General features: G+C 35.9%; 16 protein-coding genes. 7 read left to right on the top strand and 9 right to left on the bottom strand.

Features of this window, described 5'->3' with window-relative positions:
• Positions 1-16 precede the first annotated feature (16 nt).
• Both ACFILN_RS00300 and ACFILN_RS00295 read left to right on the top strand, forming a co-directional pair.
• The gene (locus ACFILN_RS00300; RefSeq protein WP_375643156.1) at positions 17-760 is read left to right on the top strand and encodes a TlyA family RNA methyltransferase; all 744 of its coding nucleotides are present in this window, start codon (positions 17-19) and stop codon (positions 758-760) included.
• Positions 757-2,010 (top strand): class I SAM-dependent RNA methyltransferase, encoded by a 1,254-nt coding sequence (locus tag ACFILN_RS00295; protein WP_375670609.1) that lies wholly within the window; start codon positions 757-759, stop codon positions 2,008-2,010. The genes ACFILN_RS00300 and ACFILN_RS00295 overlap by 4 nt, the downstream gene beginning before the upstream one ends.
• Before the next feature lie 518 nt (positions 2,011-2,528).
• Here ACFILN_RS00295 and tldD read toward each other — a convergent pair.
• On the bottom strand, positions 2,529-3,953 hold the full coding sequence (gene tldD / locus ACFILN_RS00290) for a metalloprotease TldD (protein ID WP_273791351.1): 1,425 nt from the start codon (positions 3,951-3,953) through the stop codon (positions 2,529-2,531).
• A 110-nt stretch (positions 3,954-4,063) separates the two neighbouring features.
• Positions 4,064-4,603, bottom strand: coding sequence for an invasion associated locus B family protein (locus tag ACFILN_RS00285; protein ID WP_375670608.1), 540 nt, complete (start codon positions 4,601-4,603; stop codon positions 4,064-4,066).
• Positions 4,604-4,947: 344 nt separating this feature from the next.
• Here ACFILN_RS00285 and cyoE point away from each other — a divergent pair, with 344 nt between their 5' ends.
• From cyoE to rnhA, 4 genes are all read left to right on the top strand, one after another.
• Entirely contained in the window at positions 4,948-5,883 is a 936-nt protein-coding gene (gene cyoE, locus ACFILN_RS00280; protein ID WP_273791365.1) for a heme o synthase, read from the top strand.
• Positions 5,884-6,065: 182 nt separating this feature from the next.
• Positions 6,066-7,121, top strand: coding sequence for a 4-hydroxy-3-methylbut-2-enyl diphosphate reductase (gene ispH, locus ACFILN_RS00275; protein ID WP_375631385.1), 1,056 nt, complete (start codon positions 6,066-6,068; stop codon positions 7,119-7,121).
• Positions 7,121-8,080, top strand: a complete 960-nt coding sequence (locus ACFILN_RS00270) for a homoserine kinase (protein ID WP_375667977.1) — start codon at positions 7,121-7,123, stop codon at positions 8,078-8,080. The genes ispH and ACFILN_RS00270 overlap by 1 nt, the downstream gene beginning before the upstream one ends.
• A gap of 5 nt (positions 8,081-8,085) precedes the next feature.
• Positions 8,086-8,553, top strand: a complete 468-nt coding sequence (gene rnhA, locus ACFILN_RS00265; protein ID WP_375637427.1) for a ribonuclease HI — start codon at positions 8,086-8,088, stop codon at positions 8,551-8,553.
• 26 nt (positions 8,554-8,579) lie between these two features.
• Here rnhA and ACFILN_RS00260 read toward each other — a convergent pair whose 3' ends face one another.
• A complete protein-coding gene (locus ACFILN_RS00260; protein ID WP_375670606.1) occupies positions 8,580-9,458 on the bottom strand; it encodes a protein-disulfide reductase DsbD domain-containing protein in 879 nt (292 codons plus the stop codon).
• 71 nt (positions 9,459-9,529) lie between these two features.
• On the opposite strand from ACFILN_RS00260, the gene ACFILN_RS00255 reads away from it, so the two are divergent.
• A complete protein-coding gene (locus tag ACFILN_RS00255) occupies positions 9,530-10,114 on the top strand; it encodes a YqgE/AlgH family protein (protein ID WP_375631387.1) in 585 nt (194 codons plus the stop codon).
• Positions 10,115-10,156: 42 nt separating this feature from the next.
• Here the strand turns inward: ACFILN_RS00255 and ACFILN_RS00250 are convergent, their stop codons facing one another.
• The 6 genes from ACFILN_RS00250 to ACFILN_RS00225 form a co-directional block, all read right to left on the bottom strand.
• Positions 10,157-13,042 carry an EAL domain-containing protein gene (locus ACFILN_RS00250; RefSeq protein WP_375631388.1) on the bottom strand — a complete coding sequence of 962 codons (2,886 nt, stop codon included), beginning with the start codon at positions 13,040-13,042 and terminating at the stop codon, positions 10,157-10,159.
• A gap of 398 nt (positions 13,043-13,440) precedes the next feature.
• Complete coding sequence (locus ACFILN_RS00245) at positions 13,441-14,715, bottom strand: M16 family metallopeptidase (protein ID WP_375631389.1); 1,275 nt, start codon at positions 14,713-14,715, stop codon at positions 13,441-13,443.
• Between the two features lie 82 nt (positions 14,716-14,797).
• Entirely contained in the window at positions 14,798-16,195 is a 1,398-nt protein-coding gene (gene thrC, locus ACFILN_RS00240; protein WP_273791360.1) for a threonine synthase, read from the bottom strand.
• A gap of 637 nt (positions 16,196-16,832) precedes the next feature.
• Complete coding sequence (locus tag ACFILN_RS00235) at positions 16,833-17,195, bottom strand: hypothetical protein (protein ID WP_273791361.1); 363 nt, start codon at positions 17,193-17,195, stop codon at positions 16,833-16,835.
• 216 nt (positions 17,196-17,411) lie between these two features.
• The gene (locus tag ACFILN_RS00230) at positions 17,412-17,774 is read right to left on the bottom strand and encodes a hypothetical protein (RefSeq protein WP_273791362.1); all 363 of its coding nucleotides are present in this window, start codon (positions 17,772-17,774) and stop codon (positions 17,412-17,414) included.
• Between the two features lie 174 nt (positions 17,775-17,948).
• Positions 17,949-18,305, bottom strand: a complete 357-nt coding sequence (locus ACFILN_RS00225) for a hypothetical protein (protein WP_273791363.1) — start codon at positions 18,303-18,305, stop codon at positions 17,949-17,951.
• Between the last annotated feature and the right edge of the window lie 672 nt (positions 18,306-18,977).

Below are 18,977 nucleotides of genomic sequence, written 5' to 3'. Positions count from 1 at the left end.
AAAATTCGAGTATGAGATGGCTGCCAGAAAAAGACTCGATATTCTTTTAGTTGAAAAAAACTTTTTTAAGACACGTTCACGCGCACGTGATGCTGTTATGCGCCAAACTGTTAAAGTTAACGGAGAAATCGTTTTTAAAGCTGGGCAAATCGTTTTTGATGATGCAGAGATTACCGTTTGTGATCCAGCGCAGAATTATGTTTCTCGGGCAGCGTTAAAATTGATTGCTGCACTTGATGCATTTCCAATTATAACAGATAAAGTGACAGCCATTGATGTTGGTGCATCAACAGGTGGTTTTACGCAAGTTCTCTTAGAGCGTGGAGCAGATCATGTCATTGCTGTTGATGTTGGGCATCATCAATTTGATAAACGTTTATTGGGCAACAGTGCTATAACGTTATTAGAAGGCTTGAATGTCAGAGATTTTAAACAGGAACATTTAGGTGGGCGAGAAATTGATCTTATCGTTTCAGATGTTAGCTTTATTTCTCTCAAACTTGCATTGCCTCCTGTTTTGTCTTTAGCCAAGAAGGGTGCCCAAGCTGTTTTACTGGTAAAGCCTCAGTTTGAGGTTGGTCGTAAACATTTTAGTAAGGGAGGAATATTAAGTCCATCAAGTGCTAAAGAAACTGCTGAGGCGCTTTTTGTTTGGTTAAATACACAAACAGGGTGGAGTGCAAAAGGTTTAATTTCTTCCCCTATTACAGGTGGTGATGGCAACGTGGAATATTTACTATTCGGAGAAAAACAAGAGTGAATGACAATGTCATAATCGATCATATCGGAGCAAATGGTTATGGTATTGCTAAGACGTCTCACGGCTTCGTTTCTGTTCCTTTTACTTTACCAGGAGAGTGTGCTGAAATTACTGTTCATGGAAAATATGCAACATATATAGCATTAAAAGAAAAATCATCAGAACGCATTGATACTCTTTGTCAGCATTTTGGAGAATGTGGAGGGTGTACTCTTCAGCATTGGCATATGGATGCTTATCGCGTATGGAAACAACAATTGGTTGTTGAGGCGCTTAAAAAGTATGGACTTAATAATGTTGTTGCGCCTTTAATAGAATGTAAACCTTATAGCCGACGGCGGATTACTCTAACAGCATCCATGACCCCACAGGGGCAAAAAGTTGGTTTTAACCGTTATCTCTCTCATGAGATTGTAGCTCTTGAGGAATGCCCAGTAAGCCGTCCAGAGCTTATTTCTCAGTTGCATAATATCAGAGAGCTCTGTGCTTTTCTAAAGAACTCTGCCAAACGGTTTCATGTTACGATAACATGTGTTGAAAATGGTTTAGATGTTGCTTTAAGCGGTTGCATTATATACCATGAATCACTTCGTCAGAAAATGATCAGTGCTGCTCTTTCATATGGGATTATACGTTTATCTGTTGACGGTGAAGTTTTGGTTGAACGAGAAAAACCAGAGATTTACTTTGGAGATGTCCGTGTTGAATTTCCTTCTGGTGGTTTTCTGCAAGCAACTTGTGAAGCGGAAAATATAATGGGCAATATTATTTTGACTCATTTAAAAAAAGCAAAGAATGCTGTTGATTTGTTTTCAGGGGTAGGAACATTTACCTTGCGTATGGCAAAAAAGATGAATGTTCATGCAGTAGAAAATAATGAAGATGCATTAAGAAATCTAAATACAGCAGCACGTTTTGCGACTGGTTTAAAAACGGTCACTTGTGAAAAACGTGATCTTTTCCGACATCCCCTTTCTGTAAAGGAACTTGAATGTTTTGAGAGTGTTGTTTTTGATCCTCCCCGTGCTGGTGCAGAGCAACAAGTACGTGAATTAGCGAAGACAACAGTATCACGTGTTGTGGCAATTTCTTGTAATCCTACTACATTTGCTCGTGATTTATCTCTTCTTGTTGCAGGGGGGTATACAGTAGAAAAAATCATACCGATCGATCAATTTTTATGGTCACCACATGTCGAAATTGTTGCTGTTTTGAGCAAAAAGAAAAAAAAGAAAGGTTGGAAACTTTAGCCTAATTTTTTTTAAAAGTTTACCTGAGTATTATTATAAAATCTCTCCAAAATTTATCTATAATAATAACCTTTTTCTCGTTGATCTAAGAGCACTGAATGTAGAAAGTGCTTTTTTATTATGAAATATAAAAGACAAGTTACCCCACACAAAAAAACCACAAAAAAGACGAATGGATTACGAAGAATATGTGTCTGAATAAGCCTGTTCCATCGTTATATTTGCCATCTCCCAATGTTTCTAAAATTCTTGGTACTTGAGACGGTCCATAAGAAGAATCTTTAGTTCTTTCTTGTACAGTTTTTATCCATATAACTCTCCCTGCCTGTAATGTATAAACGAATGATTTTGATTGGTTCAACAGACACAGATTTAAAATGAGAGAATCTTACGGTATTCAAGGTTCTAATACAATATGAATAACGCTAGATTATCTTTATAAATCAATGCATTGTACCCCCTCACAAAATGGTCGTAATAGACGAGAAGGAGGCAATACGGGGAAGGAATGAGCAAGCTTATTCCTCTATAAGCGCAGTTCCACCGATTGTCATATTATTGATTCGAAGGTGAGGTTGGCCAACACCAACAGGGACATTTTGGCCAGCTTTTCCACACATACCAATACCATTATCTAGTTTACTATCATTACCAATCATTGTGATACGTTTCATAGCATCCGGTCCATTTCCAATAAGAGTTGCCCCTTTGATTGGTGCACAAATTTTACCATTTTCTACTCGGTATGCTTCAGTACATTCAAAGACGAATTTTCCAGAAGTAATATCAACTTGTCCTCCACCAAATGAAACAGCATAGATACCACTTTTAAGTGAAGAAAGGATTTCTTCAGGTGTTTTATCTCCTCCTAGCATGATTGTATTGGTCATTCGTGGCATTGGTGCATAAGCATAAGATTCACGCCGTCCATTTCCAGTTGATTTACCTCCCATAAGCCGTGCATTAAGCCTGTCTTGCATAAAACCAACGAGCTTTCCATCTTCAATGAGAACGTTATATCCTGAAGGGGTCCCCTCATCATCAACAGTGAGAGAGCCACGGCATTGTGGAATTGTTCCGTCATCAACAACTGTAACACCTTTTGCTGCAACTTGTTGTCCTAAAAGTCCAGCAAAAGCGGATGTTTTTTTACGGTTAAAGTCACCTTCTAAACCATGACCTACAGCTTCATGGAGCATAACACCAGGCCATCCGTTGGCTAAGACAACATCAAAAGATCCAGCAGGTGCTGCTTCTGCTTCTAAATTTGTTAAAGCCATACGTAAGGCTTCATCTGCAGCTTTCTTCCAATTGTCTTCATGAATAAATTGGTTAAATGCTTGTCTCCCTCCACACCCATAAAAACCATTTTCACGTCGATTGCCTTCAGCTACGACCACAGATATAGAAAGTCGCACAAGGGGACGAATATCACGAACCAAATAACCATCTGCACGTAAAATTTCAACATGTTGTAGCGAGCCGGAAAGAGAAACAGTCACTTGATGCAATTTATCATTTTTAGCACGTAAATAGGCATCAATTTTTTGCAAAAGAGCACTTTTTTCTTCAAATGATGGAGCATCAAGGGGATTATGCGGTTGATAAAGTCTTTTGTTTGTTTGTTGAGGTGCTATACTATAAGGCCCTGCATGATTATTATAGGTAACAGCTTTAGCAGCTTCACTGGCACGTTTGAGTGCAGCAGCTGATAACTCACTAGAGTGAGCATATCCAGTAGCCTCTCCAGCAACAACGCGTAGTCCAAATCCCATATCTTGATGAAATGAGCCGTTTTTAAGCTGCCCATTATCAAATAAAAGAGCTTCGCTTTCTGTGTACTCAAGGTAAAGCTCACCATCATCAGCATGATGAAGTGTTTCCTGTACAAGTGATTGCACTTTAGAGGAAGCAATATCAAAATGATCAATCAGCGATTTCATAAGAATTATCCTATTTTTATGGGGGCTTAGAAGATTTTTATCAATCTAATTTTAAGAATCTTTCAAAATATACGATGAAATTTCAATCGTTTAAAGTGTATTGATTTCACTCATGTTGGTAAGGTTGCATAGGCGTCGCCAAGACCATGAAGGTCAACAAAACCTCCAATCCCTTGTTCCGGAGTTGTAAAGATAAGATAGGTTGCCATTTTTCCTTTTAAAAAGAGCTGCAATATGTCTTCTTTAAGAAAGGCTTCAGCAACACAATTATCACCAAGACAACGACGATATTCCATTCTGCCCATATTTTTATCGTCAATTTTAATTCCAACGCCAGGACGTAATTCAACGCGAATCGGAACAAAAACACGCATCAAGGCACCTTGCTTTTGAGGAAGTTTATAAAATGTAACGCGCAAGGTAATATCTTGACGCCCTTGTGTGTGAACGTTTTGTACAACTTCACACTGCATGTTAGGTGTACCTGGTGGTAGAGAACAAACTTTTGTCCATGCACCATAGGTTTGTGGAGCAGGGACACTTTGCGCATAGGGTGTTTGTGCAAATGCATGACTGATAAAACTACTATAAAGTGTGTAAAAAACAGTGCCAATAAAAAAAGTTTTTTTGAGTAATTTATAAAGTATCACAGAAAATCCTATCCGACTTAACACTCACAACCATGCATAGATTTACATAAAAAATGAATTCCCTATAAAAAACTATAACACAAAATCAGTATTTACCCAAATATATTAATTCATAGGATATATTTTTATGATACACTTGTAATATGGGAAAGAACGTTGATTGAAAAAATGTGTTTTTATTGCCAGTATTTTCATCTACTTTTAGGGTATACGTGCGAAAGAGATATTTCATATTTTCTCAAAAATACGATTGGTCTTAATTGGTCATTTCCATACGCTAGATAATATTTGTCAGATAATATTGGGTTTGTGAATGACAGAAATGGAAAAGGGCTTTGAGTGGAATGTCAGTTTCAGAAAAGTTATCGGTTGTGAATGGTAAATCAACGCCACCAAAATCCACTATTAGTGATTATATCACATTATTAAAGCCACGTGTTATGTCTCTTGTGATCTTTACGGCTTTAGTTGGTTTGATGGTGTCTCCTGTTCCTATCAATCCGTGGTATGGTTTTTTAGCAATTTTATGTATTGCTGCTGGTGGCGGTGGTGCGGGAGCACTGAACATGTGGTATGATGCTGACATTGATGCTGTGATGGAACGGACTAAAAAGCGTCCCATTCCCATGGGTAAAATCAGCTCTCAAAAGGCATTTATTTTTGGCATGGTTCTTTCTATGCTCTCGGTATTGGTTATGGGGAGCTTCATTAATTGGTTTGCGGCATTTTTTCTTGCTTTTACGATTTTCTTTTATGTCGTTATCTATACAATTTGGTTAAAGCGTATCACACCACAAAATATTGTTATTGGTGGTGCTTCTGGGGCTTTTCCACCAATGATTGGATGGGCCGCGGCAACAGGGACAGTGAGTATTGATAGCTTTTTATTATTTTTGATCATTTTTATGTGGACCCCCCCCCATTTTTGGTCTCTTTCTTTATTTTCATCTCTTGATTATGAGGCTGCAGGCATCCCTATGATGCCTAATGTACGAGGTGAACATTCAACAAAAAAACAGATTTTATTTTATACTATTTTGATGGCATTATGTGCTGCTGCTCCTTGCTTTATTGGTCTTGGCGGAATTTTTTATGCTATTTTTTCAACAATTTTAAGCATTATCTTTATTTATTTTGCCTATCGTTTATGGAAAGCTGATACACATAATGAAACTATTTTGATGGCCAAAAAAACGTTTTTCTTTTCGTTACTCTATTTGGCAGCTATCTTTGGAGTTCTTTTGATTGAATCTCTTGTTTGGTATTTTATCGCTCTTTAGGCAAATAAAATGAAAAAGCAAATTTAAAAAGAGCTTTTCTTCAAGAAAATTCTGTAAGAAAACACGATAGAGTCTGTTCTTATGCAAAAGATGATATTGCGCGTTTTTTTACATTGCTTATTCATGTATAATAATAGGTTGTTTGAATATATAGCTAAAACTATAGAGATTAAGGATGATTTATGTCTGGACTTCCCCCTTTAACGATACGTCTTTGTGGTCCACGTGGATTTTGTGCAGGGGTTGATCGTGCTATCCAGATTGTTCTGCTTGCATTAAAAAAATATAGTGCTCCAGTATATGTTCGTCATGAAATTGTACACAACCGCTACGTGGTTGAGGGATTACAGCAACGGGGAGCTGTTTTTGTCGAAGAACTTGATGAGATTCCAGAAGAACATCGCAATCAACCGGTTGTTTTTTCTGCTCATGGTGTACCAAAATCTGTTTCAGAAGAAGCGCGATGCTATAATTTGTTTTATCTCGATGCAACATGTCCGTTGGTCTCGAAAGTGCATAAACAAGCGATACGACATCAACGTCATGGTCGTCATGTTATATTGATTGGTCATGCTGGTCATCCTGAGGTGATAGGGACAATGGGACAGCTTGAAGAAGGGGCTGTGACGCTTATTGAAACGATAGAAGATGCTTTGCATTATCAACCCAATGATCCAGATAAATTAGGATTTGTGACACAAACAACGCTTTCTGTTGAAGATACTGCAGGAATTATCGATATATTACAACAACGTTTTCCTACATTAGCAGCCCCAGCGGCTGAGTCAATTTGCTATGCTACAACGAATCGACAAGATGCGGTTAAAGCAGCGGCAAAGGGGAGCGATTTGTTTTTGATTGTTGGAGCACCAAATTCTTCTAATTCACGACGTTTAGTAGAGGTTGCCGAAAAGTCTGGTGCGCGGCAAGCTATTTTAGTTCAGCGCGCTGATGAAATTAATTTTGAAAACCTAAAATCTCTTTCTATTGTCAGTCTTTCAGCAGGGGCTTCGGCTCCTGAAATTATTATTGATGAAATTATTTCAGCATTTCGTGAGCGTTATGATGTCACAATAGAATTAGCTGAAACAGCGGTAGAAACGGAAAAATTTTTAGTGAGTCGCGAATTACGTGACGTCATTTTAACGTCTCAAGATATGGCTTTCGTCAATGGTCAAGCAAATAATGCAAAAAATGAAAATCAGAATACAAACATATCTACAACGAAAGCAGAATAATGGCCGTTTATACAGATATTCACCCAAATGATTTAAAAGTGTTTTTAACACGTTATGCAATAGGATCACTTTTGTCTTATCAAGGTATAGAGGAGGGGATTGAAAATTCTAATTTTATGTTAGAGACAACACAAGGGCGATTTATTTTAACACTTTATGAAAAGCGTATTTCAAAAGATGATTTACCTTTTTTTTGTCGCTTGATGCAGCATTTAGGACAGCGTGGAATTCCTTGTCCTCAACCTGTTATTCAAAATGATGGAATGATGATCTGTGAATTAGCAGGACGTCCTGCCGCTATTATTACTTTTCTGGAAGGAGAGTGGATCCGCCAGCCCAATATAGATCATTGTGGCGAAGTGGGGATGGGGCTCGCACAATTACATTTAGCAGGACAGGATTTTACACTTAGTCGTAAAAATACTCTTTCTGTTATGGATTGGAAGGTCTTGTGGCAACATTGTCAAACCAAAGAAGATGCATTGTTAAAAGAATTTGGACAAAAAATTGAGTTGGAATTGGCTTTTTTACAGAAAAATTGGCCGTTCAATTTACCAATAGGCATTATTCATGCAGATCTATTTAATGATAACGTCTTTTTTGTGAATCATCGTCTTTCTGGGATGATAGATTTCTATTTTGCTTGTAATGACTTTTTTGCTTATGATTTAGCGATCTGTTTAAATGCTTGGTGCTTTGAGCCTGATCATTCCTATAATCTTACCAAAGCACGTAAGTTATTGGAAAGTTATCAAAAAATAAGACCATTGATCCCTTTAGAATTGGACAAGATGGTTTTATTAGCTCGTGGTGCGTCTCTACGTTTCTTACTCACACGTCTATATGATTGGTTTAATACACCGCCTAATAGCTTTGTTATTAAGAAAGATCCATGGGAGTATTGGCACAAGCTTTGTTTTTTCAGTAATGTAAATTCGCTAAGTGAATTAGGTTTTTAAATTTTATGGCAACTCAACAAAAAGTCGTTGAAATTTATACAGATGGTGCTTGCTCAGGGAACCCTGGAATTGGAGGATGGGGGGCAATTTTACGCTGGAATGGTCATGAACGGGAGCTTTATGGCGGTAAGATTCATACGACAAACAATCAAATGGAACTCATGGCGGCTATTTGTGCATTAAAGGCGCTTAAAGAGCCCTGTTTGGTCGATCTTTATACAGACTCAGTTTATGTGCGTAACGGTATATCTAAGTGGATTGAAGATTGGAAAAAGAATAATTGGCGCACCGCATCAAAAAGTCCTGTTAAAAATATGGAGCTATGGCAAGCTCTTGAGGATGCTAGTTCTTGTCATACAGTCAGATGGCACTGGGTAAAAGGGCATGCGGGACATCCAGAAAATGAACGCGCAGATGCCCTTGCTCGCAAAGCAATTACTCAATATCGTGAAAATGGACGTTTTCCAGCATAATTGCTGTTTGGGAGCTTTTTCTTTTATCACGGAGTCGCAAGCGGGGTTGGCTGCGTATGGAATATGAATGTTCCACTTAAGGCGTGATCTTTAAAAGAAACTGTATAAAAAATTTTTTGGTTTATTTCTTCTGGTGCGAAATAGAGTGGAGCACTGAAGAGTGTATATTCTGCGTTATCACTGACTTTTCTTGCTGCTCCAATTTGCATTTCTCCTCCATCTAAAAAGAGAGAGGAAGGTGTAGTTTTGTTGTTATTTTGTATTTTTATAAGAAGGGTACTGTTATTTTTTTCGGCACTTATTTTTAGTGCATTCTGCATCATGCGGGGCAAAGAATCTTGCGCCTTTTTTAAGAAGGAAGCAGGAAGATGTTTATTTTTAAGAGCAGATGGCGAAAAATCAAAGTTAATAGTAAATGGAAGACAGATTTGATTACATAATCCAAGAGTGAAAGCACCACTTAAATTTTTGCTTGAACCAGAAAGATTGAAGGGCAATATTACTTTATCTTTATAACCTAATGACCAATCATTTTCTGTTTCAAAAAGCTGTGGAGTAGGATAAAAGATTTCATAAGAAATCTGTTGGTTGAAATTAAAAAATGGTGCCATGCCAGAATTACCTGGATTACGCCAGTAAGTTTTCCATCCTGGTTTAAGCTCAATTTCAATAATGCCTTCTCTTATTCCAGAAAGAGAAGGTTCAGTGATCGCTAATCGGATACGACCACCATCTGATTCATACCAAGATGTTGCGAAAAGCTGGAGTTTTTGTTCTGTTTGAGCATTTACAGGAATGTTAAGTAATTCTAAAACTATGAATGTTAAGCTTAAAGTAACGAAAAGCTTTTTATAAAAGAAAGTTGCGATATTTTGTAAATGTGTAAATATACGACTTTTTTTCATTGGAGTTTTATTTTCCTAGTGTGCTAAATGAACAAACTTTTATCATGTAAATTATGGAGAATAACAGATTAATGAAGCGGTGTAATGGCTTTTTAGGTGGACAATTACTCATAGCAATGCCTGGGATGAATGACAAACGCTTTATTCGTTCTGTTATTTATATTTGTGCGCATTCTAATGCCGGTGCGATGGGCATCATTCTTAATCAATTGCATCATATTGATTTTCCAGAGCTTTTGCTTCATTTGGGAGTCATAGACAGTGGCCAAAAAAAAAGTCTTTCTGAACCAATAAAACAGTTTCCAGTTCGCTATGGTGGTCCTGTTGATCCTTTGCGTGGTTTTGTCCTTCATTCAGATGATTATGCTTGTGAAGAAACTGTTTTTATTGCAGATAAGATCTGTTTTACTGCGACAATTGATATATTAAAAGCGATCAGTTGCGAACAAGGTCCGCAACATGCACTGGTCGCATTAGGCTATGCTGGATGGAAAGCGGGGCAACTTGAGGCAGAAATTTCTACAAATGGTTGGCTAATCAGTTCTACATCACCTAGTTTTCTTTTTGAAAGCGATTTAAGCTGCAAGTATGATAAAAGTTTAACACGCATGGGTATCGATCCAACTTATCTTGCTTCTGAAATGGGACACGCGTAGAGTTTTTTCTAAGCTTTTTAACTTTACACGTTATTTTATCCATTATGTTTTTATTTTATAAGGGAAATGGCTCTGAACGAGTGTAATTAATTCTTCTATGGCAATCGGTTTCGTCACAAGTGTACTTTGAACATATTTACAGCCTTCTTGACGAAGAAAGATTGCTTCTTTTTCATTTTCAACACCTTCTGCGATAATTTGCAAATTAAGATCTGTTGCCATATTAATGATAGACTTTAGAACAATTTTCTTCTTAAGAGAGTCGATTGAGATAAGTGAACGATCAAGTTTAACCATATCAAATGGATAACGTACGAGATAGGTCAGAGACGAATAACCTGTTCCAAAATTATCGAGTGCGAGATTCATTCCCAGTGTTTTAATTTGTTCAAGAAAGTGCGCTGATTGTTCAGGATTATTTCTTAAGACAAATTCAGATATTTCAATCATCAGACGCCCTTTGTGGAGCGGATGGCGAAGCAAAGCGGCACGCAATTGACTGATAAAACGAGGATGAATCATTTCTGCGCTTGGTAAATTAATTGAAATAAAGAAAGATTGTTGGGAAAACTTTTCTTGTACATTTATAAGATCAATAATGGCATTATCGATGATAAACTGTGACAAATCCATAACAATTTGTTCATTTTCTACGATTTTTATGAAATCAGAGACATTTAAATTTCCATAAGTGGGATGATGCCATTCTACAATTGTTTCAAAACCAATAATATGTCCGTCTGATAAATTAAGAATAGGATGGTAGAGGATTTTCATCTCATTACGTTTTATGGCATAATGAACATCTTTCTCCAGAGTATTATGTTCGAGACCCAAAGTGCGAAAATTAGGACGAAAAGGTTCAATATGGTTTCCACCCATTTGTTTTGCGCGAATCATCGCTAATTCACTATCATTAAAAATATCTTTAGCCGTCGATCGGCTTTCACTCCATGTAACCAATCCGATAGAGGTTGAAAGGATTATTTTGTTTTCTGAAAGTGAAATAGGTGCTGAAATTGTTTTGTGCAAATGATCTGCAAATGCTGCAATTTTTTGTGGTTCGGTTTCACTAAGTAAAATAATTGCAAAGCGGTCTGCTGAAAGACGCGATAAGGTGTCTTGAAAGTTAATGAGACGATTTAAACGACGTGCGATTATAAGCAGTACAGTATCCCCAACTGCTATGCCTAATTTGCGATTAATTTGGCGAAAATTGTCAAAATCAATCATAAAGACAGTCGGTCTAATTTTGATATTTGCTTTCGCTAAAGAGGTATAATTTTGTAGTCTATCAAAGAAAATTTGTTGGTTAGGAAGTCCGGTTAAGCTGTCGTGGATTGCATCATGCAATAAGCGTTCTTCGGATTTTTTATGGTTAGTAATATTGACAATGGTTCCAATGACACGTGTGATTTTTCCATCTTTTTGCATAGCCGGACGTGCACGAAGAGAAAACCAATGATAATAACCACCACCGGAAGAAAGACGAAAAATTTGATCAATGCGCCCTTTTTTATTTTTAAGAATGATATCCAATACAGCTTGAAAGCGTTCACGATCATCATGGTGCAAGGCTGAAATCCAGTTGCGCATAGGTCCATTGAGGTTATGAATTTCAGTACCAAAAAGGGTTGCCATGTTTGGATGTACAACAATACGGTCACGCTCGATATTCCAATCCCAAATAATATTTCCAGCACCCTTTGCTGCGAGTACTTGTTGTTCCAGGTCGGAAAATATTCCTTCATGGAAAGCGTCATTAGAAAAAGTTTGTTGCAGGACAGTAAAGCTTATGAGAAGAACAATGAGCACTAATCCCCCCGCTAATGCTGGCTGGATAATATCATTGTTTAAATGTCCAGCTATGCAAGCATAGGCTCCAACACACCAAAAGCTAATGAGCAACCATGTTGGAATAAGCATAATAGCGCGGTCATAGCTTCTGATTGAGAAATAGATGATTAATATTATACCAAGCACAGCGGTAAGGCCAAAAGACAAACGCGCAATTCCAGCTGCTCTGATGGGATCATAAATAGCAAAGGCTCCTAGACTGCAAAAGGCAATGGTCCAAGCGATAGCACCGTAACTAAAATGATAATGCCAGCGGTTAAGGCTGAGATAGGTAAAAAGAAAAATGAAGAGTGTAGCAGTAAGAGCTACTTCTGTACCAGCACGCCAGATTGGTTGTGTTGTGAGTGTAACTGCAAAGAATTTATTTAAAAAGTTGAAGTCAATACCAATATAAAAAAGCACTGCCCAAGCAACAGCAGCTGTTGCAGGAAACAGCCCTGTTCCACGGACGACGAAGAGAACAGTTAACAAAAGCGCTAAGAGACCTGATATCCCAAGAAGAATACCATGATAAAGCGTATAAGAATTAATTGCATCTTTATAAGCTTCAGGTTGCCATAAATAGATTTGCGGTAGATTTGCAGAGTTAAGTTCGGCCACAAATGTAACAACAGCACCAGGGTTAAGAGTAATACGAAAGATATCAGAGTTTGCACTAAGTTGACGATCGAGGGAAAAACCTTCGCTTGGCGTTATGGATTGAATCCTTGCTGATCCAAGGTCTGGCCAAAAAAATCCAGAACGTGCCATGCGGTAATGGGGGGCAACAATGAGACGATCAACTTGTTCATCTGTTGGATTTGCAAGAGAAAAAACTGCCCAATTTCCGGAAAATTTTTCATTTTTTGCCTGCACTTCAATACGCCATACAATACCATCTGGTCCTGGCGCTGTACTTGTTTGAAAAATAGAGTTGTTTGTATGGTGAATTTCAATTGCTTTTGAGAGATCAAGAGCAGCATCTTGAGAAGAAATTTTAACTGGCTCAATTGCTTGTGCTGATGTAAGATGGACAAAAGAACTAACGACTACAATGAAAATGATGTCAATTATTTTACGCAAACTCTTCACAATGTCCCACTCTCAATATTTTAGGATGTTTAATTTTCATTTCGATTTTTGAGAAAAAACGTCCACCTTTTATAATTTATTTACATAATAAATTGTTATCACTTTTTCTTAAGTTGTGTGATTTTATATACAAATAAACCACATACCCATTTGCTCCAATAGAACTTGAAGCGAATGAAGTTTTATATTTTAAAAGGGCAAAGTTAAACCATAAATTTCCAGATTTCACGGATATACCTTCACTCATTAGAATCTTTATCACATGAAGTATGAATTGGGTAGTTTTGTACGCCTCTTTGCCCAATATTTCCAAAACTTATTTAATGAGAAGAGCTTTTGTGGTAAATTTTATGATAAAATATGTGATGTTATTGTGATGCTGCTTTGAAAAGAAGTTTTTACTTTAGCTTGTATGAAAGAGTTGACGTTAAATCATCAAAATTTATGAGGGGTCCTACAGGTCCGACAGCAGTTAGTGTTGGTGTGGAGTTTGTAAAAAGACGATGTGCTAAATCAGTTAATCTTTTAGGAGTAATGAGATTGAGGCGTTCAATTGTTTCCGATATTGGAATTGGTCGACCATAAAGGAGTATTTGGCGAGCAATGAGATGTGCTTGACTAGAAGGATTTTCCTGTGACATTGTCAGGTTCGCACGATATTGCGTTTGTGCTCGTTGTAGTTCATTGGCGTGAATATTTTTGCTGACCTTGGAAAGTTCATCAAGAATCACAGGAATAAGTTCTTTGAGCCCTTCTTGTCCGGTAGCTGCGTGAACACCAAAAAGTCCAGTATCTGAAAATCCCCAATGAAAAGCATAAATAGAATAGCATAATCCACGTTTCTCTCTTACCTCTTGAAAAAGACGTGAAGACATACCACCACCAAGAATGATTGAAAGAATTTGGGCCGCATAAAAATCACGCGCGTGATAAGCGCGTCCTTCAAACCCTAGAACAACTTGTGTATCCATTAAATCGCGATATTCACGAAAGTCGCCACCGACATAATTTGCAAGATTAGTAAGAGGTGCGGTTGAATGGGAGCGAAAAGTACCAAGACGACTTTCAACTTCTCGCACGAAACTTTCGTGCTTTACAGCTCCTGCTGCAACGACAATCATACGATCTGCACTATATTGTTTATTGATGAAATCATGGAGATCAGTAGATGTAAATGATTGAATAGTTTTAGCTGTTCCTAAAATAGAGCGCCCAAGGGATTGATGACGAAAGGCTGTTTCTGTAAAATGATCAAAAACAATATCATCAGGAGTGTCATGGGCAGCACCAATTTCCTGAAAGATTACTTGTTTTTCTCGTTCTAGTTCATTGTCGTCAAATTTTGAATGCATTAAAATATCGGCTAAAATATCTATAGCAAGAGGGATATCGCTTTTAAGTACACGTGCAAAGTAAGCTGTTGTTTCAATACTGGTTGTAGCATTTATTTCACCGCCAACATCTTCAATATCGGTTGCAATTTGAAAAGCAGTGCGGTTTTCGGTTCCTTTAAAAGCCATATGCTCAAGAAGATGAGCAATACCATGCTGTGTGGAGGTTTCATTGCGTGAGCCCACTTTAACCCATATCCCGAGGGCAACACTATCAATTTGTTGCATTGTATGTGTGGCGATAGTCAAACCATTACTAAGGCGACATATATCTACATCCATGTATTTACAACTCCATTAATAAGCTAAATACCTCATTGTAAAGGTATTAGAATATTCTTGATTTAAATTAATGCAGCTAACTTTAATAAGATGCACGCGATTTTAAAGAAATATAATCTTTTACTATTTTTTCATCATTAGCAAGACTTATAAAATGTTCTTCGTGTTTCATTACATCATTGAGATGAGATGGCCATGGAGCATGAAGGCCACAAGCGCTTTTAATCGTATCAGGAAATTTAGCTGGATGAGCCGTGGCAAGAACGATCATTGGAATATGCGGTTTTTTGTTTTCACGCGCTACTTGAAGAGCAACCGCTGTATGTGGATCAACAAGATAGCCACTTTCCTTATAGACACTATCAATTGTTTGAGCTGTTGTAGCCATGTTGCTTTTCCCGGCGGAAAATAGGGAACGAATATTTTTGAGTTGCTTTTCATCAAGAGTAAAGAGCCCCGTTTTTTTCAAGTTTTCCATTGCATTGCGAATCCAGATTGGATCACGATTGCCACTTTCAAAGAGCAAACGTTCAAAATTAGAAGAGACCTGAATATCCATAGAAGGTGATGTTGTATGGACTATTGGTTGTGTTTCATAAGTACCACTGGTCAATGTACGTACAAGGATGTCGTTATCATTCGTTGCGATGACCAGTTGAGCAATGGGTAATCCCATACGGGCTGCGACATAACCTGCAAAAATATCACCAAAATTTCCAGTAGGAACAGTAAATGAAACAGCTCTATCAGGAGCTCCTAAAGAAAGTGCAGATGAAAAATAGTAAACAATTTGCGCCATGATACGCGCCCAATTTATAGAATTCACACCTGAAAGTGCTCTTTTTGTACGAAAATTGTGGTCATTAAACATTGCTTTGACAAGGGCTTGGCAATCATCAAAATTTCCTTCAATGGCAATGGCATGAACATTTGAACATTGATTGGTTGTCATTTGCCGTTGTTGAACAGGTGATACACGTCCTTTAGGAAATAAAATAAAAATATCTGAGTGTTCTTTTCCAGCAAAAGCTTGTATCGCAGCTCCACCTGTATCACCTGATGTTGCAGCAATAATCGTTGCACATCTATTTTTTTCAGTCAAAACATAATCCATCAGTCGAGAAAGAAACTGCATTGCTACATCTTTAAAAGCTAAAGTAGGACCATGAAAGAGTTCAAGGATAAATTCATCTGCTCCAGTTTGTCGTAACGGACAGATTGCTGGATGGTGAAAGGTTGCATAAGATTCAGCGATCATATTTTCAAAAGCTGTATATTCGATTTCGTTATTCACAAAGGGCCACAGAATAGTTTTAGCAATTGTTGTATAGGACTGACCACGAAGTGCTCGTAACGCATCAAATGATAGCTGAGGAAATTTATCTGGCAAATAAAGTCCCCCATCACTTGCCAACCCTGTCATGATTGTTTCCGTAAAGCTTAAAGCAGGAGCTTCACCTCTCGTGCTGATATATTCCATAAGTCTTATCCTTTTTTTTATTTCTGGCAAATTGGTGAAGTTATTTATTTCACGTTTTTCATAATATTTAAATTATTAAATGGATAGAGCTTCTTTTCTTCTTTTTAACTCAATAATGAAAGGAAATAGTCTTAAGCATTTTTATTTTTAAGATATAAACGTCAAATGTTCACAGAAAATCTGTTGCAGACGAAAATTTCCTCTCTATTATTCACTCACTTAAATTTTACAACGTATCTTCACTTGTGCACCTTCTAAAATAATAAAATTAAATAGATAGAATGGTAGTTACTGAAGAACTTTTGTATAAAACTCAATCATTCATAGTTATTTTATGCTCTTAATACTTTGTAACAATTACATCTGCTAAACCGAATGTTAAAATGATACATCTCAGAATTCACACTGGAAGATTTATAAGGTAATTTTATGGCATTTCGTGCGCAAATCTATACTTTGCATAATCTTTTTTTAGCATAATTTATCATTTTGTATAATAATAGATATTATATTTATGCTATACAGTATGGTAACTTAAAGTTTATCCATAGAAAACATACAACAGCCTGCTAAATGATGTGAAGCAGGCTGTAAAGTATTCTCATTTTTAATAGAAAAAATACTGAGTATCTTTGAATTATTTTCCTTTAATTTTTCCTATTGCACATCCGATTATCCCGCTAAATATGGACATAACAAATCCAGTCAAGAATCCAAAACCTAAAGCTCCTACTGTAGAAAAAATTCCTAGCGTAATTGGTTCAAACACTTTCTCAAATTTTCCTTCAAAGGCAGATTCACTTTTTGCTTTATGAGTGAAACTTGGGACATAAAGAGCCGCTATATCGATAGCTTTTTTCTTTCCTTGTTCTATTAAAGAGACAGTTTCCCATTGAGTATCATTGTTCAAATGATTGGCATGAACATTTATAACTTGTGAAAGCAAAAAAGAAACTGCTATTAAAATATTTAATACGTAAGTTTTCAATACTTTAATCATAATTTTTCACCACTACTTTTACTTTTATTTTAATCTGAATTGAATAGATTCGTCGGCAGAATTAGTGCACATTGAGAGAAACAGAAGCATTTAAAGCTTTTTTCATTCTTAGTGTGATAATTCATTAGTTTTTTGTCATCAACAATCGATCAACACAGAATATATCCATAGTTTATATTTCATATGAGAAGGTTTTATTCTGATGAAATTTCAATTCTAACGAGATTTAAAACACGATATTATTTTACTTATTATCCATCCTAAAAACATGCCTATCGTACTTGATGCATATCCAAGTGCCATCCCCATACCAAAAGCCCCGATTGTAAGAGGTTCAACGACCTTTTCAAATTTTCCTTCAATAGTAGTTTCATTACTCACTCCACGATTTAGACTGGGTCTATAGAGAGAAACGGTATGGACTGCATCCTTTCTTTTCTGCTTTATTGCAGAAACAAAAGTATTCTCACGATGAGTACTATTTTGCAAAGAGTTTGCATGTACATTTACAACCTGAGAAAGAGAAAAGGCAGACATAATGAAAATACTTAATATATGATTTTTAAATAATTTAATCATAATTTACCTCAAATATTTTATACTATATATATGCGTAAATTTATACTTTGGATATTTGGATATAATCTACAACATTTATATTTTGTAGAAAGATGAGCTTCATTATGTAATTATTTACAATAAATTATAGACACATAATGAAGCTAATATTCTAGAGTTCTAGATGAGGTTGAATTATTTGAACATCAATACTATGTCCTTTATCCAACTTATTATCGATCCTATAAAGCTCATTGCATATCCAGTAAACAATAGTCCCATTCCTATAGTTATAGGCTCAACGACCTTTTCTAATTTTCCTTCACCAGTTGTTCCATTTTCTGTTTGATAATTTACAGATGGAACATAGAAAGCAGTCGTAGAAACTACATCGGATGTCGCATATTTTACTTGTTCCATTGGGAAAACAGAAAGTTCCTCTTTTGGAGTATCATTTTTCAAATAGTTTGCATTAACATTTACAGTTTGTGAAATAAAAAAAGTGCTCGCTATAAAAATGCTTAAGATATAATTTTTAAATATTTTTATCATAACTTTACCTCAAATATTTTTAAGTTATATATGTAAGAAATATACATAATGTTTATGTATCTCACACTATATATAATTTATATATTTCAATATGTATTTTTAGTCAATAATAAAAATACATATAAAAATATAACTGTATTTTTTTATAAACATTATTGTAAAAAAGTAACAGTAATAATTACAAAAATATTTTTTAAAAAAATTTATGCAATATCTTATTATGTGTTATATATAAAACAACACGTGGTTATCGTATGATTTTTATAAAATGATATTAATATTATTTTTTTAATACAATTATAAATAATAAAGTTGATCAAACTTTTTACATAATAAATATATATAAATTTATTTATTATAGATATTATAATAAAAAACATAAAAATTATGATATATTTATAAAAATATTCTTAAAAATTAAAATATTAATGGACATGCTAAAATATTATTATTTATATGAGTTATTATAGGTAGTCATTATTATAATAATATGTGTTCTATAGATATTATTAAGTTATTATTCAATGATTATTAATTGCATCATGATAGCATAATACTACTGCTTACTTAACTATTAATTATATACATTTATCTTATAGATAATAATATGTTATAGATACTAAAAAATATACAGCTCTCTCATAGTGGAAAGTAGAGCTCGAATTGGATAGA

It is taken from the genome of Bartonella sp. CL434QHHD (assembly GCF_042195145.1).
GTDB lineage: Bacteria > Pseudomonadota > Alphaproteobacteria > Rhizobiales > Rhizobiaceae > Bartonella.
Note: the sequence above shows the minus strand (reverse complement) of the source record. Positions and strands in the feature narration are given on the sequence as shown.